Consider the following 17376-nt stretch of genomic DNA (forward strand, 5'->3'; position numbering starts at 1 on the left):
AGAATGATCAGCGACCACCGTCCCCCGAACGGGGATGCCGCCCTGAGTGCGTTCTCACGTAGAAATCCGCCATCTGACGGCTAAATGACGGCGGGCGGAGGAGAACGCCGCGACAGGGTATGAGCGTGACCTTGTCCACCCCCTTGCGCACCCCCCGATCAGGTGGCGGGATTTGACGGGCTCCCGGCGGAGGATGCGGCCCCTTTTCGCTGCATAATCAGAGGGCGTCGACAGGGGGTCGGCGCCACAAGAGAAGTCCGGGGGGACCAGATGGTCGCATCGATCTCCTGGGCTTTCTCGGGAATCCGAGAGCTCGAGAATCTCGGACCGCGCATCGTCGTCAAACCCGGCACCGTTCCGAGCATCACCGGTTCGGGATTCGGCACCGCCGATCTGAGCGTCGTGCTGATGACGGTCTCGCCGCTGCGCGTCCTCCGCGGGACGTGGCCGGCCGACGACACCTCCTTCCTCACTTTCAGCTTCCTCATCGACGGCTTCGTGCGCATGGTCGCCCCGGACCGAACGGTGCTGCTGCGTCCGGGCTCGATCTCGTACCAGCAGGGGACGACGACGTTCACGACCGAGTCGACGACTCCGGCCACGATCCTCCACCTCTCGCTGCGCGCCGACGAGATGCGCCGCTACGGCTTCGACACGTCGGCCCCGGTCTACGCGCTCGACCCCGACGCCCGGTCCACCCGCGCCGCATACGCCTTCACGACCGCCTTCGCCCTCGCGGCGGAGTCCGGGACGGGGCTGCCCGGCGAAGGCGAGGTCACCGGCTTCGCCCACGTTGTCAAGCAGCTCCTCACCAGCGCGTTCCTCGCGGCGGCGAGCTCGCAGCCCGGCACCACGAGCGTGCGAGCCGCCACGCTAGGGCGCGCGCGCACGGTCATCGACCGGACGCACCGCACGCCGCGCTGCACTCCGGAGGCGGTGGCCGACGCGGTCAACGTGTCCACCCGCTCCCTCCAGCGGCTCTTCGAGGATGCGGGCACCACGGTCGCGAGCGAGATCGAGCGATCCCGGGTCGCCAGCGCCGTGGAGCTCCTGCGCCGCCGCCCGCGGGAGGTCCCGCTCGAGGCGATCGCCGCCGCGTCCGGATTCTCCTCGGCGGACCACCTCCGCCGTGCGCTCAAGCGCCGCGAGGGGCTCACCCCGAGCGACATCCGCGGCAGGATCGCGCGCCCCGCCGATGGATCGGCAGCCGGCGAGGTCGTGCGGCTCCAGCCCCCGCTCGCCGACGCGCGCAGGGCCTAGCCGTTCAGCTCGGGGCCGTCGGCCCCCGTGGAGCATCGAACCCGACGAGCAACGTCCGGACGAGCCCTTCTCGGCGCGCAGAGCAGCGACCCGGCCTCCACTGGGCACCGTCGGCCGACGCCGCAGCCGCAGCGGGCTGCAGGCCGGGTCAGCCCGCGCAGTATCCGAGCTGGACGGTCGATCCCTGCGGGACGTCGCCCGGAGCCAGGGACTGGGTCGTGATGGGCGGGTTCGCCCGGGTCGCGTCGCAGGTCTCGTCCGGGACCTCGACCCCCACGAGCTGCAGCTTCTCGGAGGCGAGGGTGGCCAGTGCGCTGCTGAGGGACGTCCCGACGAGGTCGGGGAGCGTGACCTGGCCGGAGGAGACCGTGAGGTCGACCGGCGTGCCCGGGGCGACCTGCTGTCCCGCTCCGGGGGAGGCGGAGAGCACGACGTCGCCCGGGACGGTCGGCGAGTTCTCGCGGGTCTGGGAGCCCTCGACGAAGCCGACGGCGGTGAGCGCGTCGATGGCCTCGGCGAGGCTCTGACCGACGGTGTCCGGCACGGCGACGGGCTGGGGGCCCTGGGACACGACGATGCGGATGACCGTCTCGGGCGCGACGATCGTGCCCGAGCCAGGATCCGTGCGGATCACCTCGCCCTCGGGGACGGTCGAGCTGTACTCCGCGACCTGGCTCGGCACGAGGTCGAGCTCGGTCAGGGTCGACTGCGCGCTGTCGTAGGTGGTCTCGGTGAGGGTGGGGACCTCGCGCGACTGCGACGGCAGCGTCGACGCGGGCTGGAGCGTCAGCACCCAGATCACGAGTGCGGCGACGATCACGGCCAGCACGACGATCGAGGACCAGATCCAGAGGACCGGCGGGCGGCGCTGGGTGCGGACGATCGAGTTGTCCTCGGCCAACTGGCGGAGGGCGAGCTCGGAGTCGTTGACTCCGCCCTGGCTGCGGGCCGCGAAGAGCGAGGTGGTCAGCTCGTCGATCGGGCGGTGGTCGGGGAGGCGTCCGGCGGCGGCGTCGCGCAGGTCGTCACGGAACTCCGCAGCTCCCTGGAAGCGCTCGTAGCGGTCCTTCGAGAGTGCTCGGGCGACGACCGCGTCGAGTGCTGGAGTGACGGCCGGGTTGATGGAGCTCGGCGCCGGCGGCGTCTCGCTGACGTGCTGGTAGGCGACGGCCACCGGGGTGTCGCCGCGGAAGGGCGCACGGCCGGTGAGGAGCTCGAAGAGCACGATGCCGGCGGAGTAGAGGTCGCTGCGGGCGTCGACCTGCTCGCCCTTCGCCTGCTCGGGGGAGAAGTAGGCCGCGGTGCCGAGGATCGCCGTGGTCTGAGCGACCGTGGCGGCGGAGTCGGAGACGGCGCGGGCGATCCCGAAGTCCATCACCTTCACCTGGCCCGACGGGGTCAGCATGATGTTGCCGGGCTTGATGTCGCGGTGGACGACGCCTGCGCGGTGCGAGTACTCGAGGGCGGTGAGGATGCCCTCCGTGATGCGGACGGCCTCGTCCACGTCGAGGGGGCCCTCGGCGATCAGGTCCTTGAGGAGGCGGCCCTCGATGTGCTCCATGACGATGAAGGGCCGGCGCGACTCGGCGCCGTTGTCGTCGAGCGAGACCTCCTCGCCCGCATCGAAGACCCGGACGATCGTGGGGTGCGACATGCGCGACGCGGACTGCGCCTCCTGGCGGAACCGCAGGCGGAAGGCGGAGTCGGAGGAGAGGGAGAGCTTCAGCTCCTTGATGGCGACGGTGCGGCCGAGCCGGGTGTCGGTGCCGAGGTACACCTCGGACATCCCGCCGCGGCCGAGCCGGGGCCCGACCTGGTACCGTCCCGCGATCAGGCGACCCTCATCCGTCACGCGCACGCTCCCGCCCTGTACTTCCGTGTGGTGCGGCCCCGAGGAGCCACGGCAAGTGTACCTATGGGCCCCTGGTGTTCCGGGCGGGGGCGCGACGCGACGGCCGCGAGGCGCCGGGCCGGAGCGGTGCCCCGGCCCGGCGCGCCGCCGCTACTCGGAGGGGGTGGGCGTCGAGGTGGCCTTCGAGGTGGGGGTCGGCGCCGGGGTCGGAGCCGGTTCCTCGACGGTGACGGAGAGGGTGGGCGAGGCCGCCGACTCCGACTCGCCGCAGAGCACGGTGTACGTGACGTCGATCGTGCCCGCCGTGGTGCCGGCCTGGATCGTCGCGGTCGTCGAGTTCGACGGGTTGGTGCTCGTCACGCTCGCGCCCTCGCCGGTCGCGGTCACCCGGTAACCGCTCACGGAGGTTCCGCTCGGGCACTGGTTGTAGTTGCTCCAGGTGACGTTGAACGTCGCGCCCGCCTCGACGCTGGAGGCGGCGGGGGTGACGGTCGGCACGGCGGTCGGTGCGTCCGGGGTCGCGACCTCGGTGAAGACGGAGACCTCGATGGTCGTGCCCTTCACCACGTTCGCGGTGGGGTTCACGTCCTCGACGAGTCCGACCTGCTCGGCGGTGGGGGCGCTCGGGCCGTCCGCGCGGCGGACGCCCATGCCCAGGGCCTCGAGCTCGGTCTCGACGTCGTCGAAGGAGCGCCCGACGTAGTCGGCCTTGTCGATGACGACCGTGTTCGAGGTCGGCGTCGGCGTGGGACTCGGAGTCTCGGACGGCGTCGGCGACGGGGCAGTGCTGGTCGTCGCGGTGGGGGAGGCGGCCGGGTCGCTGCTCCCGCCGGTCGTCAGGGCGAAGATCGTGCCCGCGATGACGACGGCGAGGATCACGATGAGGGCGATCAGCGGCCAGGTCCAGGGGCTGCGCCTGCGCGGCTCCTCGGAGGCCTCGAGCGGCTCCTCGATCGGCACGAACGGAGCGGCGGCCTCGGCCGCGGGCGCGCCGGAGGGGAGCACCGTGGTCGCCTGCGTCGCGCCCTGGTTGGAGGGGAGGACCGTGGTCGCCTGCGTCGCGGGCAGGTCGCTGAGGACCGCGGGGACGGCCAGCGCCGCTCCGCGCACGTCGCCCGAGCGCAGCGCCTGGGCCGCCCGCGCGAGGTGCGCGGCGGTGGCGGGGCGGTCGGCCGGCTTCTTGGCGATGCAGGAGTAGACGAGATTGCGCACCGGCTCCGCGACCGTGACCGGCAGCTCCGGCGGGGTGTCGTTGATCTGCGCCATTGCGATGGCGACCTGCGACTCGCCCGTGAAGGGGCGGCGCCCGGCCAGGCACTCGTACGCGACGATGCCCAGCGAGTAGATGTCGGTGGCGGGGGAGGCGGGCTGACCGCTCGCCTGCTCCGGGGACAGGTACTGGACCGTGCCCATGACCTGCCCGGTCGCCGTCAGCGGGACCTGGTCGGCGATGCGCGCGATGCCGAAGTCGGTGATCTTGACGCGGCCGTCCGGCGTGATGAGCAGGTTGCCCGGCTTCACATCGCGGTGCACGAGGCCCGCGGCGTGCGCGGCGTGCAGGGCGAGCGCGGTCTGCGCGACGATGTCGAGGACCTTGTCGGTCGACAGGACGCGCTCGCGCTCGAGGACGGTCGAGAGCGCCTCGCCGGGGACGAGCTCCATGACCAGGTAGGCCGAGCCGTCCTCCTCGCCGTAGTCGTAGACGTTGGCGATGCCCTCGTGGTTGACCAGCGCCGCGTGGCGGGCCTCGGCGCGGAAGCGCTCGAGGAAGCCGGGGTCGCCGAGGTACTCGTCCTTCAGGATCTTGATCGCGATGGTGCGGCCGATGACCAGATCGGTCGCCTGCCACACCTCTCCCATGCCGCCGATGGCGATCCGGGACTGCAGCTCGTAGCGTCCCCCGAAGGTGAGGCCTGTCGTGGGTCTCATTTGTTCAGCACCGCCTCTAGTACCTGTTGTCCGATGGGTGCGGCGATCAGGTTGCCGTACCCGGTCTGGCCGAGCCCTCCACCGTTCTCCACGAGCACGGTGATGGCGTACTGCGGGTCGTCCGCAGGCGCGAAGCCGGTGAACCAGAGGGTGTACGGGTCGTCCCCGCCGTTCTCGGCGGTGCCGGTCTTACCGGCCACAGTGACGCCCCCTATTGTTGCATTCGTCGCCGCGCCGCCCTGGACGCTGGCGACCATCATCGCCTTGACGGCGTCCGCGGTCTGCGTGCTCACCGCCCGGCCGAGCGACTTCTCCTGGAACTGCTGCAGCACGCTGAGGTCCTGCGAGCGGATCGAGTCGACCAGGTTCGGCTGCATCACCTCGCCGCCGTTCGCGATCGCCGCGGAGACCATGGCGATCTGCAGCGGCGTCGCGCGCACCTCGTACTGCCCGAAGGCGGTGAGGGCCGTCTGGGCGTCGTCCGTCTTCGTCGGGTAGGTGCTCGCCTCGACCGACATCGGGATCTCGAGCTCGGTGTCGAACCCGAACTTCTCGGCCTGCGAGCGGATCGCGTCCGCTCCCAGCTGCACGCCCATCTCGGCCATCGGGACGTTGCAGGAGAGCGAGACGGCGGTGGCCAGCGTGACCGTCTCTCCGGAGCCGCAGAGACCGCCTCCGGAGTTGATCACCTGCGACGAGGAGCCGGGCAGCGTGTACGACTCGACGTTGGGGAAGCTCGAGTCGGCGGTGAAGCGGCCGGACTCGAGGGCGGCCGAGGCCACGACGAGCTTGAAGACGGAGCCGGGCGGGTTGAGCGAGCCGCCGATGGCCCGGTTCACGAGGGGCTCGGAGGAGTCGTCGTTCAGCGCCCGGTAGGCGGCGAGGACGTCGTCGGTGTCGTGGGAGGCCAGCGCGGTGGGGTCGAAGGTGGGCTTCGAGACCATCGCGAGGATGCGGCCGGTGGCCGGCTCCGTCACGACGACGGCCCCCGTGTAGTCGCCGAGCGCGTCGAAGGCGGCCTGCTGGGCGACCGGGTCGATCGAGAGCTCGACCGACGCGCCCTTCGGGTCCTGGCCCGTGACGAGGTTGTTGATCTCGTCGAAGAACTGCGAGTTCGAGGTGCCCGAGAGGTAGTCGTTGAGCGTGCGCTCGATGCCGGTGGTGCCCTGGTTCAGGGTGAAGTAGCCGGTCACGGCGGAGTAGAGCGGGCCGTTCGCGTACTGCCGCTGGAACTTGTAGAGGTCGTCCGACGGCGTCGAGGAGGCGATCGGCTGACCGCCGGCGAGGATCGCACCGCGCTCGGTCGAGAAGCTCTCGTAGAGGGTCCGCGTGTTGCGGCCGTCCTCGTCGAGGGAGTCGGCCTGGATCACCTGGATGGTGGTGGTGGAGAGGAAGAGGGCCACGAACATCGTCAGCACGACGAGGCTCACCCGTTTGAGTTCTCGGTTCATCGACGGATCACACCACCAGACGAGGCTGACTGCGGACTGTGTCGGACAGGCGCAGCAGCACCGCCACGATCATCCAGTTCGCCACGAGGGAGGAGCCGCCGGCGGCGAGGAACGGCGTGGTCAGGCCGGTCAGCGGGATGACGCGGGTGACGCCTCCGATGACGATGAAGCACTGCAGGGCGATCACGAACGAGAGGCCGACTCCCAGGAGGCGCCCGAAGTCGTCCTGCCCGGCGAATCCGATGCGGAACCCGCGCGAGACCAGCAGGAGGTAGAGGCCGAAGATCGCGAAGAGCCCGGCGAGGCCCAGCTCCTCGCCGAGGCTGGCGATGATGTAGTCGGACTGCGGGACCGGCGTGAGATCCGGCATCCCCTGGCCGAGGCCCGTGCCGAGCAGCCCGCCGTGCGCGAGGCCGAAGAGGCCCTGCACGAGCTGGTAGCTGCCGCCCGGATCCGCCCCGTAGCGCTCGGCGCTGAAGGGCTCGAGCCAGTTGGCGAAGCGGTTGCCCACGTAGTCGAGCGTCTGGCTCGCCAGCAGCGCGCCGCCGAGGAACAGGCCGACGCCGATGAGGACCCAGCTGGTGCGCCCGGTCGCGACGTAGAGCATGACCAGGAACAGGCCGAAGTAGAGCAGAGCCGTCCCCAGGTCGCGCTGGAAGACGATGACGCCCATCGTGACCGCCCAGACCACCAGGATCGGGCCGAGGTCGCGCAGGCGCGGGAAGCGCATCCCGAGGACGGTGCGGCCCACCATCGAGAGGGAGTCGCGGTTGCGCACGAGGTAGCCGGCGAAGAAGACCGCGAGGGCGATCTTGGCGATCTCGCCGGGCTGGAAGCTCGCCACGTCGCCGATCCCGATCCACACGCGCGCGCCGCTGACCTCGCGGCCGATGAAAGGCAGGAGCGGCAGCAGGAGCAGCACGATCGCCGCGAACCCGGCGACGTAGGTGTAGCGGAACAGCACGCGGTGGTTGCGGATGACCAGCAGCACCACGATCGCCGCCACGACGGCCAGGGCGCTCCAGAAGATCTGCCGCACCGCCACCGACTCCCAGCCGGTCGCGCCGTCGGCGATGTCGATCCGGTAGATCTCGGCGACGCCCAGGCCGTTCAGCACGGTGGCGATCGGGAGGAGGAAGGGGTCGGCCGCCGGGGCCGCGAAGCGCAGCACGACGTGCACGGCGAGCACGAGCGCCGAGAGGCCGGCGCCCAGCGAGACCAGCGTGGTGTCGATCGAGCCGAGGGCGCCGAGCTGCACGAGCACGATCGCGCCGGCATCGATGAGGCATGCGCCGATCAGGAGCAGGAGCTCGAGATTGCGCAGCTTCTGGCGGAAGAAGCCCTGCCGCTCGGGGGCGGGGCGGGCGGTGGCCGTGGCGGCGTCCGTCATGGTGCTCCGTTCGCGTCCGTGAGGCGCTCGACGATGTCGACCGCGCCGGCGTAGGAGTCGGCGCTGATCGTCTGCTCCAGCTGCTCGACGTCGTAGGCGCGGAGGGAGTCGAGCGGGATGCCCGTGTCCTCCTTCACCTCCGAGAGCGAGAGCGGGCCGACCGACTGCTGGATGCCCTGGTAGATGATCACGGTGTCCCCGTCGGTGCCGACGTAGAAGCGCGACTGCGTCCAGTCGTAGGCGAAGAGGATCCCGAGGAATCCGATGATGAGCACGAGGGACAGGCCGACGAGCCAGGTGATGCGGCGGCGCAGGTGCCGGCGGCGGTCCTCCTCGATCAGCTCGTCGAGGTAGTCCTCGGACGCGGGCTCGAAGTGGGTGGGGCCCTGCGCGGCGGGAGCCCGGGTGTGCAGGCGGAGGCCGGGGATCCGGACGCGGTTCTGCGAGTCGTCGGTGCTGAAGGGCGTGGGCGCGGCGGCGGATCCGACGACCACCGGCTCCTCCACGGGGGCGAGGATGCGCGCGGTGTCGCCCGCCCCGGGGATGTCGAGGACGACGACGGTGACGTTGTCCGGGGCGCCGTGCGAGAGGCTGTCGCGGATCAGGCGGTCGGCCACCTGCTGCGCGGTCTCGTCGCGGCTGAGCTCCTTGAGGATCTCGTCGTGCGGGACGACGCCGGAGAGGCCGTCGGAGCAGATCAGCCAGCGGTCGTGCGGCTCGGTCTCGAGCGTGAGCGTGTCGATCTCGGGGTTGGTGTGCACGTCGCCGAGGACCCGCATCAGGACGGAGCGGCGCGGATGCGTCATCGCCTCCTCCTCCGTGATGCGGCCGGAGTCGACGAGGCGCTGCACGAAGGTGTGGTCGGTCGTGACCTGCTCGAGCCGGCCGTCGCGGAGGACGTAGATGCGGGAGTCGCCGATGTGCGCGATCGCCACCGACTCGCCGACGCGGGCGATCGCGCTGACGGTGGTGCCCATGCCGGTGAGCTCGGGGTGGTCGACCACGGCGTCGGCCAGCAGGGTGTTGGCCGCCAGCAGGGTGCGCTTGAGCTCGTCCTCGGCCTCGTAGGTGGAGGCGTAGACGCGGTCCGCCTCCGCGATGCGCTTGATCGCGATGGAGGAGGCGACGTCGCCGCCCGCGTGACCGCCCATGCCGTCGGCGACGACGAAGAGCTGCCGGCCCGCGTAGCCGGAGTCCTGGTTGTTCGAGCGGATCCTGCCGACGTGCGAGACGGCGGCGCTCTCGCGCACCGCGCCGTGGCCGGAGCCGCTCTCCGGAGTGGGGGCCACGCGCTACGACCGCCGCAGTTCGAAGGTGGTGGTGCCGACCTTCACGGGCGTGTCCAGCGGCACCTTGGTGGGCGCGCCGACGCGGCGGCCGTCGAGGAAGGTGCCGTTGGTGGAGTCGAGGTCCTGGATCATCCACTCGTCGTTCCAGAGGAGCAGGCGCGCGTGGTGGGTCGAGGTGTAGTCGTCGCGGATGACCAGCGTCGACTCCGCGGAGCGGCCGATCGTCAGCGGGTCGCCGGTCAGCTCGAGCTCGGTGCCCCGCTTGGGGCCCGAGGTGATCACGAGGCGCTGCGCCGTGTGGACCGTGGCGGCGCCTCCCTGCTCGGCGCGCTCGGCGGCGGCCTCTCGGCTCCTCCGGGCCGAGGGGGCCGACGGAGAGGCGGGCTGCGCGGGCGTGGGAGCCGCGGCGGCCGCGGCGACCACGGGCTGGGCCGCCGTCACGAACGGGGCCTCGGGGGACGCGGCCTGCGCGCCGGGCGGCAGCTTGCGCACGCGCTGCCCGAACAGGTCGGAGCGCAGCGCGTAGACGATGCCGAACACGAAGAACCACAGCAGCGCGAGGAACGCGATGCGCAGGAGGAAGAGAGTGAGCTCGCTCATAGCCGGTCGTCCCAGAATCCCTCGGAGCCGCGTCCGGCTGCCCTGCCGGACGACGGGCGGTCGGTGCGTGCGGGCGCGGAGCCCTGCACGACGCGGTAGACGATCGAGGTGCGCCCGATCGTGATGGTCTGCTCGGGGGCCAGGGGCGCCTGCGTGACGGGCCGGCCGTCGAGCTTGGAGCCGTTCGTGGACCCGAGGTCGTGCACCTGGGCGCGGGAGCCGTCCCAGAGGATCTCGACGTGCTTGCGGGACGTGCCCGAGTCGTCGACGGTGATGTCGGCGTCGCTGCCGCGGCCGATGACGGTGCGCGCCTTCGTGATCGGGTGGCGCCGGCCGTCGATGTCGAGGACGAGCGTGTAGGCGACGGTGCCCTTCACGCTGCGGGAGTCGACCTCGACCATGCCGTCGCTGAGCGCCGGATCGACGGCGAGGGAGATGTCGATCGGGCCGGGGAAGCGGAAGCCCTGCTTGGTGGCGTGCTCGGTGGCGACCGTGGTGAGCTCGTCGATCAGCGTGGCGCCGAGGCGCTGCATCCGGTCGAGGTCGGTCGCGGACATCCGCAGGACCAGGCTGTTGGGGACGAGGATGCGGTCGCGGCTGACCACGGCGGCGGAGGTGTCGAGCTCCCGGCGGAGGGCGGAGGCGAGCTCGACCGGCTGCAGACCCGACTTGAAGGTCCGCGCGAACGCGCCGTTGACGACGCGCTCGAGTCCCTTCTCGAAGTTGTCCAGTATGCCCACAGTCTTCCGATCTTCCGGTTCTTCGCCTTCTCGGCGGTCGCGCACGGATCGAGATGTCTGCGCGCCCGTCGCCGCTTCCTCTTCTTGGTCTGCGCCGCGCACGGCTACGGGCATGTTACTGGGATGGTCTGGATGCGCGATCCTCCGCGGTGGTTTCGCGGCCGGAGTGCCGTGTGCGCGCTCTCACCGGCACGGCCCGGTGGCGGCTCCCGGGGGAGCTCCGACCCGGGGCGGCGGGTGCCGGTTCGGCTCCGGGGCCGGGGGATGCTACGATTTCTCGTCGGCGCTTCGGTGCCGCTGGTGAGCGCGAGTGGCGGAATAGGCAGACGCGCACGGTTCAGGTCCGTGTGCCCGAAAGGGCGTGGGGGTTCAACTCCCCCCTCGCGCACCAGAGTTCACGAGAACCGGAGTTCGAGAGAACCGGGTTCGAGAGAACCGGAGAAGAAGCCCCCGATCGGATGTCCGGTCGGGGGCTTCTCCCGTTCCCGGGTGCGGTGCGCTCCGGGGCGGGCTCCTGTCGTGTCGTTCTCGCGGACGGCGTCCCGCGGAGGGGCGGTGTTCACCGGGAGGTCGGCGCGAGGTCGTCCGGCGCGGGCACGCTCGCGGGGTGATCGCCCTCCGTGCCGACGTGTCCGCCCTCGATACGCAGGCGCTGCCCGAGCTGCTCCGACGCCTCGGCCGGCACCGGAGCGTGCAGGTGGGGGAGTGCCAGTGGATCGCGGTGCTGCCCGGATCGGGCCCGGTGCTGCTGACCTCCGGCGAGCGGCTCGTACTCGACCTGCTGATCGAGCGGCGCGCGCTGCTCCCCGTGGTGATCGACGCGCTCGAGGCGGAGCTGCGCAGCGGCGGCTTCCGCGAGCGGATCGCGCTGAGCTGGAGCACGCCGAACACGGTGCCCGTGCTGCTGCGCTGACGGCTCGCGGTCAGCGGCGGGTGAGCTCCACGACCGGGATGATGCGGGTGGTGCGCTTCTCGTAGTCGAGGAAGCCGGCGGAGGCGGTGGTGAAGCGGGCCCAGCCGGCGTCGCGCTCCTCCCCGGCGAGGACGCGCGCCCGGACGTCGACGGTGCCGTCGTCGGGGGTCTCGATCGCCAGGTCCGGGTGGGCGATCAGGTTGTGGAACCAGGCGGGGTGCTTGGGCGCACCGGCGGCGGACGCGGCGAGCAGCCAGACGTCCTCGGAGGGGTGCAGCGCCATCAGCGGAGTCACGCGCTCCTCACCGGAGCGGGCGCCGCGGTGGTGCACCAGCACGAGGCTCCTCCCGAAGCCGCCCGTGGTCACGGTCCCGCCGTTCGCGCGGAACTCCTCGATGATCGTGTCGTTCCAGTCGGCCATGCTCGTCCTCCTCGACGCGGTGCCGGCACTCGAGTGCCGGGGTCAGGCGCGGGCGCCCAGGGCGTCCTCGCGGCTGCTGCTCCCACCCGGCGGCTGCGCGCCCCCGGTGACGGCGGCGGGATCCGCCAGCGCCCGCCGCCAGGGTAGCTCCGCGGCGCCGACGAGTTCCAGCCTCGAGCGCAGGGCGGCCCGTTCGATCCGCACGCCGCGCGCGAGGTCGCTCAGGGCCCGGGCGGAGACGCGGGCGGCGAGGCGCTCGCGGTCGACGGTGAGCAGCGAGCCGAGGAAGCCGCCCAGCACGACCGCGGTGGGGTTGAAGAGGTTGATGTAGGTGGACAGGCCCTCCGAGAGCAGGTCGACCTGGCGGGCGACCTCGCCGAGGACGGCGGGGTCGCGGGAGGTGCCCAGGGCGATGTCGAGCTCGTCCTGGTCGAGGACGCGGGCGCCGAGGACGTCGAGGAGGGAGCGCATCCGGACCTCGGCCTCCAGGCAGCCGCGCCGGCCGCAGCCGCAGAGGCGGCCGTTCGTGGCGACGAGGGTGTGGCCCAGCTCGGCCGCGAACCCCGAGGAGCCCTGGAGCGGGACGCCGCCGATGATGACTCCTCCGCCGATGCCGCCCGCGCCGCCGGTGACGTAGACGACGTCGGCCACGCCGTGCGCGGCTCCGAAGAGGGACTCGCCGATGGCGCCGAGGGTCGCGTCGTTGCCGACGGCGACCGGGAGATCGAGGGCGCGGCTGAGCTGGGTGGCGAGGTCGACGTCGCGCCAGCCCAGGTGCGGGGCGCGGTGGACGAAGCCGGAGTCGGCCTGGACGAGGCCGGGGACGGCGACGCCCGCGCCGACCAGCGTGCGCAGCGACTCCCGCTCGGAGCGGAAGCCCTCGACGATTCCGGTGACGACGCGGACCACCGTGGCGGGGCTCGCGGGCTTGGGGGTGTCGAAGCGGACGCGGCGGAGCAGCTCGCCGTGCAGCCCGACGAGGCCGACGATGATCGCGTCGGTGTCGAGGTGGACGCCCACGGCCGCGAACCGGTCGCCGGGGACGACGGTGGCGCTGGGGCGGCCGATGCGGCCGTCGGGCGCGGTGGTCTCCTCCGCCACCCAGCCGAGCTCGCTCAGCTCGCCGACGAGGTTCGCGACGGCGGAGCGGTTCAGCCCGGTGAGGCGGCCGAGCTCGGCGCGGCTGGTGGGACCGGAGCGGTGCACCAGGGTCGCGAGGCTCGCGAGGTTCGTGCGGCGCAACAGCGCGTTGCTGGAGGCTCCGACTGCTCCTGCCATGATCGCCTGCCTGTCGCTGGACCCCGACGGGTCTCGGATGCACTCGGGCGCGGCTCCCCCGAGGAGAAGCCGCGCCCGAGAACTGTAGAAGAGAAGGACGAGGAGCGCCGCTGGGCGGCGCCCGGCGTTCGCCTAGCGGCCGCCGGCGCGGCGCTTGTTGAAGATGTCGAACGCCACCGCGAGCAGGAGCACGAAGCCCTTGATCGCCATCTGCCAGGCCGCGTCGACCGAGAGGATGGACAGGCCCATGTTGAGCACGCCCATCACGAGTCCGCCGATGACGGCTCCGACGACGGTGCCCACGCCTCCCTGGACGGCGGCGCCGCCGATGAAGACCGCGGCGATCGCGTCCAGCTCGTAGTTCTGTCCGGCCGAGGCGACCGCACCGCCGGCGCGGGCGGTGCTGACGATGCCCGCGACTCCGGCCAGTGCGCCCATGTTGACGAAGATGAAGAAGTTGACCCACTTCGTCTTGACGCCGGACATCATCGCGGCGAACAGGTTGCCGCCCATCGCGTAGATGTGGCGGCCGAAGACCGTCCGGCCGAGCACGAAGCTGTAGGCGAGGATCAGCACGGCGAGCACGATCAGGATGATCGGGGTTCCGCTGTAGCCGGCGAGCAGCCAGGAGAGGGCCATGATCGCGATGACGGCGATGGCCGACTTCGCCACCAGCGAGCCGATGGGCTCGCGGGGCAGCTCGAGGCGGCGGAGGGTCGCACGGCTGCGGAGCTGCTGGGCCACGAGGACGACGCAGACGATCAGGCCGAGGACCAGGGTGAGCGCGTCGCGCCCGGCGATGCCGCCGAGGACGCCCGGGAGCCAGCCGGCGCCGATCGCGGTGAACTCGGTGGGGAGGCCGTTGATCGTTCCGCCGGTGAGGAGGACGAGGGTGAAGCCGCGGAAGATCAGCATGCCAGCGAGGGTCACGATGAATGCCGGTATGCCGACGAAGGCGACCCAGAAGCCCTGCCATGCTCCGACGGCGGCGCCGGTGACGAGGGCGACGACGACGGCCGCCCACCAGGGCAGGCCCCAGTTGTTCATCGCGATCGCCGAGATGGCGCCGACCATCGCCACGACCGAGCCGACCGAGAGGTCGATGTGGCCGGCGATGATGACCATCACCATGCCGATCGCGAGGATCAGCACGTAGGCGTTCTGCTGGATCAGGTTGTTGACGTTGCCGGGCAGGAGCAGGCGCCCGCCGGTCAGCACCTGGAAGAGCAGGATGATGATGGCCAGCGCGGCGAGGATGCCGTACTGCCGGAGGTTGATGTTCAGCCGGCGCGAGCGCTTGGGCGGGGTGGAGGGCGTGTTGGCGGGCGTGTCCGCCGGCGCTGTGGTGGTCGTGGCGCTCATCGGGCCTGTTCCTTTCCGGCGGTCATGTAGTGCATGAGGTGCTCCTGGGTGGCGTCGGCGCGATCGATCTCGCCCGTGATCCGTCCCTCGGAGATGGTGTAGATGCGGTCGGCGAGGCCGATCAGCTCGGGCAGCTCGGACGAGATGACGACGACCGCCTTGCCCTGGGCCGCGAGCTCGTTGATGATCCCGTAGATCTCGTACTTGGCTCCCACGTCGATGCCGCGGGTGGGCTCGTCGAGGATCAGCACGTCGGGACCGGAGAAGATCCACTTCGAGAGGACGACCTTCTGCTGGTTGCCGCCGGAGAGCTTCCCCGTGACGGCCGAGACGGTCGGCGCCTTGATGTTCATCTTCGATCGGTACGAGTCGGCGACCTTGTACTCGCGGTGCTTGTCGATCACGCCGAGCCGGGCCAGGCGCGAGAGCGCGGCGGCCGAGACGTTGACGGTGATGTCGCCGATGAGGTTGAGCCCGTAGCGCTTGCGGTCCTCGGTCGCGTAGGCGAGGCCGTTGCGGATGGCCTCGTCGACGGTGCGGGTCTGGATCTCCTCGCCGTCCTTGTAGACGCGGCCGGAGATGCCGGTGCCGTAGCTCCTCCCGAAGATGCTCATCGCGAGCTCGGTGCGTCCGGCGCCCATCAGGCCCGCGAAGCCGACGATCTCGCCGGCGCGGACGGTGAAGGAGGCGTCGTCGACGACCACGCGGTTGATGTCGACGGGGTGGTGGACCGTCCAGTTCTCGACGCGCAGCTTCTCCTCGCCGATCTGCGGGTCGCGCGGCGGGAACATGCTGTTGAGGTCGCGGCCGACCATCGCGCGGATGATCCGGCTCTCGGACGCCTCCTCGCCGGCCATCGGGAAGCTCTCGATGGTGCGGCCGTCGCGGATGATCGTGACGGTGTCCGCGATGGCGCGGATCTCCTTCAGCTTGTGGCTGATGATGATGCAGGTGATGCCCTGCTTGCGGAGCTGGTCGATCAAGCCGAGCAGGTGGTCGCTGTCCTCGTCGTTGAGGGCGGCGGTGGGCTCGTCGAGGATGAGGAGCTTCACCTCCTTGGCGAGGGCCTTGGCGATCTCGACGAGCTGCTGCTTGCCGACGCCCAGCTCGAGGATCTTGGTCGCGGGGCTCTCGGCGAGGCCGACGCGGGCGAGCAGCTTGGCCGCCTCCGCGTTGGTCGCGTTCCAGTTGATGACGCCGCGGGTCGACTTCTCGTTGCCGAGGAAGATGTTCTCGGCGATGGAGAGGTAGGGGCTGAGGGCGAGCTCCTGGTGGATGATCACGATGCCGTCGGCCTCGCTGTCGTTGATCGACCGGTACTGCGCCTCCTCGCCCTCGAACTCGATGGTGCCCTCGAAGCTGCCGTACGGGTACACGCCGGAGAGGACTTTCATCAGGGTCGACTTGCCGGCGCCGTTCTCGCCGCAGATGGCGTGGACCTCGCCGGGCTGGACCGAGAGCGAGACGCCGTCGAGGGCGCGGACGCCGCCGCCGAACTCCTTGACGATGTCGCGCATGATGAGGATGGGACTGGCCAACAGGGCCTCACTTCGTTGGGGGGGAGTGGTGTGCGGACGGGGAGGCGGGGGCGGGGAGGATCACTCCTCCCCGCCCCCGCCCGACGGATCAGAGTCCGACGTCGCCGGCCTTGAGGAAGCCGGAGTCGACGAGGACCGACTGCACGTCGTCCTTCGTGACGACCTGCGGCTCCAGCAGGTAGGACGGGACGACCTTCTCGCCGTTGTCGTAGGTCTCGGTGTCGTTGACCTCGGGCTCCTCGCCCGCGACGATCGACTGCACCATCTGGAAGACGCGGTCGCCGAGGGTGCGGGTGTCCTTCCAGACCGTCATGGACTGCTCGTCGGCGAGGATCGCCTTGACGTTGGCCTTGTCGGCGTCCTGGCCGGTGATGACCGGGTAGTCGGCGCCGGGGGTGTAGCCGGCCGACTTCAGCGAGGCCTCGATGCCGATGGCCAGGCTGTCGTTGGGGGAGAGCACGACGTCGACCTTCTGGCCTCCGGTGTAGAAGGACGAGAGGCGGTTGTCCATCTCGGACTGCGCCTTGTCGGAGGCCCAGCCCTGGATTCCGATCGAGGCCCAGTCGTCGTCCGACGCGGGCGACTTGCCCGAGGGGACGGTGAGCTTGCCGCTCTCGATGTAGGGCTGCAGGACGTCCCACGCGCCGGAGAAGAAGAACTTCGCGTTGTTGTCGTCGGGGCTGCCGGCGAAGGGCTCGAGGGTGAAGGGACCCGCGGCGTTCTTCAGGTCGAGGGTCGACTCGATGTACTGGCCCTGGAGCTGGCCGACCTTGTAGTTGTCGAAGGTCGCGTAGTAGTCGACGTCCGCGGTGCCGTTGATGAGACGGTCGTAGGCGATGACGGTGGCGTTCTGCTTCTTCGCCTCGGCGAGGACGGGCGCGAGCGCCTCGCCGTCGATCGCGGCGATGACCAGGATCTTGGAGCCGCCGGCGATCTGGTTCTGGATCTGCGAGATCTGCTGATCGGTCTTGTTGTCGGCGTACTGGAGGTCGACGGTGCAGCCGTCGCCCTCGAGCTGCGACTGGAGGCCTTCGCCGTCGTTGATCCAGCGCTCGAGGCTGCGCGTGGGCATCGAGATGCCGACGGTGCAGTCGCCTTCCGCGCCGGCGCCGGCAGCGGCGCCTCCGGAGTTGGCGGGGCTCGCGGAACAGGCCGCGAGGCCGAGGGAGATGATGCCGGCGGCGGCCAGCGTGGTGATGCCGCGGGAGAACTTCATGGAGTGCATTCCTCTCTGAAAGCAGTGTCCGAGGGAGAGGACGACAAGAGGCGTGCACGTGTGGCGCACGTCGTCGTGTCGTCGCCCGGGAGGGCGGGAGAGCCCCGAGGGGCTTTGTCCACGGAGAGAACATATTC

General features: G+C 71.0%; 14 protein-coding genes and 1 tRNA gene. 3 read left to right on the forward strand and 12 right to left on the reverse strand.

The window, feature by feature from the left end; genetic code table 11:
* Positions 1-270 precede the first annotated feature (270 nt).
* Complete coding sequence (locus C5C35_RS03615; RefSeq protein WP_104222664.1) at positions 271-1260, forward strand: helix-turn-helix domain-containing protein; 990 nt, start codon at positions 271-273, stop codon at positions 1258-1260.
* A 148-nt stretch (positions 1261-1408) separates the two neighbouring features.
* Here C5C35_RS03615 and pknB read toward each other — a convergent pair whose 3' ends face one another.
* The 7 genes from pknB to C5C35_RS03650 form a co-directional block, all read right to left on the reverse strand.
* Positions 1409-3112, reverse strand: a complete 1704-nt coding sequence (pknB, locus tag C5C35_RS03620) for a Stk1 family PASTA domain-containing Ser/Thr kinase (protein WP_104222663.1) — start codon at positions 3110-3112, stop codon at positions 1409-1411.
* A 150-nt stretch (positions 3113-3262) separates the two neighbouring features.
* Entirely contained in the window at positions 3263-5041 is a 1779-nt protein-coding gene (locus tag C5C35_RS03625; protein WP_104262582.1) for a protein kinase, read from the reverse strand.
* Complete coding sequence (locus C5C35_RS03630; RefSeq protein WP_104232999.1) at positions 5038-6492, reverse strand: penicillin-binding protein 2; 1455 nt, start codon at positions 6490-6492, stop codon at positions 5038-5040. Before C5C35_RS03630 ends, C5C35_RS03625 begins: the two co-directional genes overlap by 4 nt.
* A 7-nt stretch (positions 6493-6499) precedes the next feature.
* Positions 6500-7882 (reverse strand): FtsW/RodA/SpoVE family cell cycle protein, encoded by a 1383-nt coding sequence (locus C5C35_RS03635; protein ID WP_104225777.1) that lies wholly within the window; start codon positions 7880-7882, stop codon positions 6500-6502.
* Positions 7879-9171 (reverse strand): Stp1/IreP family PP2C-type Ser/Thr phosphatase, encoded by a 1293-nt coding sequence (locus tag C5C35_RS03640; protein ID WP_244229533.1) that lies wholly within the window; start codon positions 9169-9171, stop codon positions 7879-7881. Before C5C35_RS03640 ends, C5C35_RS03635 begins: the two co-directional genes overlap by 4 nt.
* Before the next feature lie 3 nt (positions 9172-9174).
* Entirely contained in the window at positions 9175-9771 is a 597-nt protein-coding gene (locus C5C35_RS03645; protein ID WP_104222659.1) for an FHA domain-containing protein, read from the reverse strand.
* Entirely contained in the window at positions 9768-10511 is a 744-nt protein-coding gene (locus C5C35_RS03650; RefSeq protein ID WP_104262583.1) for a DUF3662 and FHA domain-containing protein, read from the reverse strand. Before C5C35_RS03650 ends, C5C35_RS03645 begins: the two co-directional genes overlap by 4 nt.
* Before the next feature lie 304 nt (positions 10512-10815).
* Between C5C35_RS03650 and C5C35_RS03655 the strand changes: the two genes are divergently transcribed.
* A tRNA-Leu gene (locus tag C5C35_RS03655) sits at positions 10816-10902 on the forward strand.
* A gap of 216 nt (positions 10903-11118) precedes the next feature.
* Positions 11119-11424, forward strand: coding sequence for a hypothetical protein (locus C5C35_RS03660; RefSeq protein WP_104262584.1), 306 nt, complete (start codon positions 11119-11121; stop codon positions 11422-11424).
* 10 nt (positions 11425-11434) lie between these two features.
* On the opposite strand, the gene C5C35_RS03665 is transcribed toward C5C35_RS03660, so the two are convergent.
* The 5 genes from C5C35_RS03665 to chvE form a co-directional block, all read right to left on the reverse strand.
* Positions 11435-11845, reverse strand: a complete 411-nt coding sequence (locus C5C35_RS03665; protein WP_104247544.1) for a nitroreductase/quinone reductase family protein — start codon at positions 11843-11845, stop codon at positions 11435-11437.
* 42 nt (positions 11846-11887) lie between these two features.
* Entirely contained in the window at positions 11888-13123 is a 1236-nt protein-coding gene (locus C5C35_RS03670) for an ROK family transcriptional regulator (RefSeq protein ID WP_104222655.1), read from the reverse strand.
* Positions 13124-13255: 132 nt separating this feature from the next.
* Entirely contained in the window at positions 13256-14485 is a 1230-nt protein-coding gene (gene mmsB / locus C5C35_RS03675) for a multiple monosaccharide ABC transporter permease (RefSeq protein WP_104222654.1), read from the reverse strand.
* Positions 14482-16002, reverse strand: coding sequence for a multiple monosaccharide ABC transporter ATP-binding protein (gene mmsA, locus C5C35_RS03680; RefSeq protein ID WP_104222653.1), 1521 nt, complete (start codon positions 16000-16002; stop codon positions 14482-14484). The genes mmsB and mmsA overlap by 4 nt, the downstream gene beginning before the upstream one ends.
* Positions 16003-16111: 109 nt before the next feature.
* The gene (gene chvE, locus C5C35_RS03685) at positions 16112-17239 is read right to left on the reverse strand and encodes a multiple monosaccharide ABC transporter substrate-binding protein (RefSeq protein WP_374952918.1); all 1128 of its coding nucleotides are present in this window, start codon (positions 17237-17239) and stop codon (positions 16112-16114) included.
* Positions 17240-17376 lie beyond the last annotated feature (137 nt).

Origin of the sequence: Rathayibacter sp. AY1F8 (assembly GCF_002932165.1) — a bacterium.
GTDB lineage: Bacteria > Actinomycetota > Actinomycetes > Actinomycetales > Microbacteriaceae > Rathayibacter.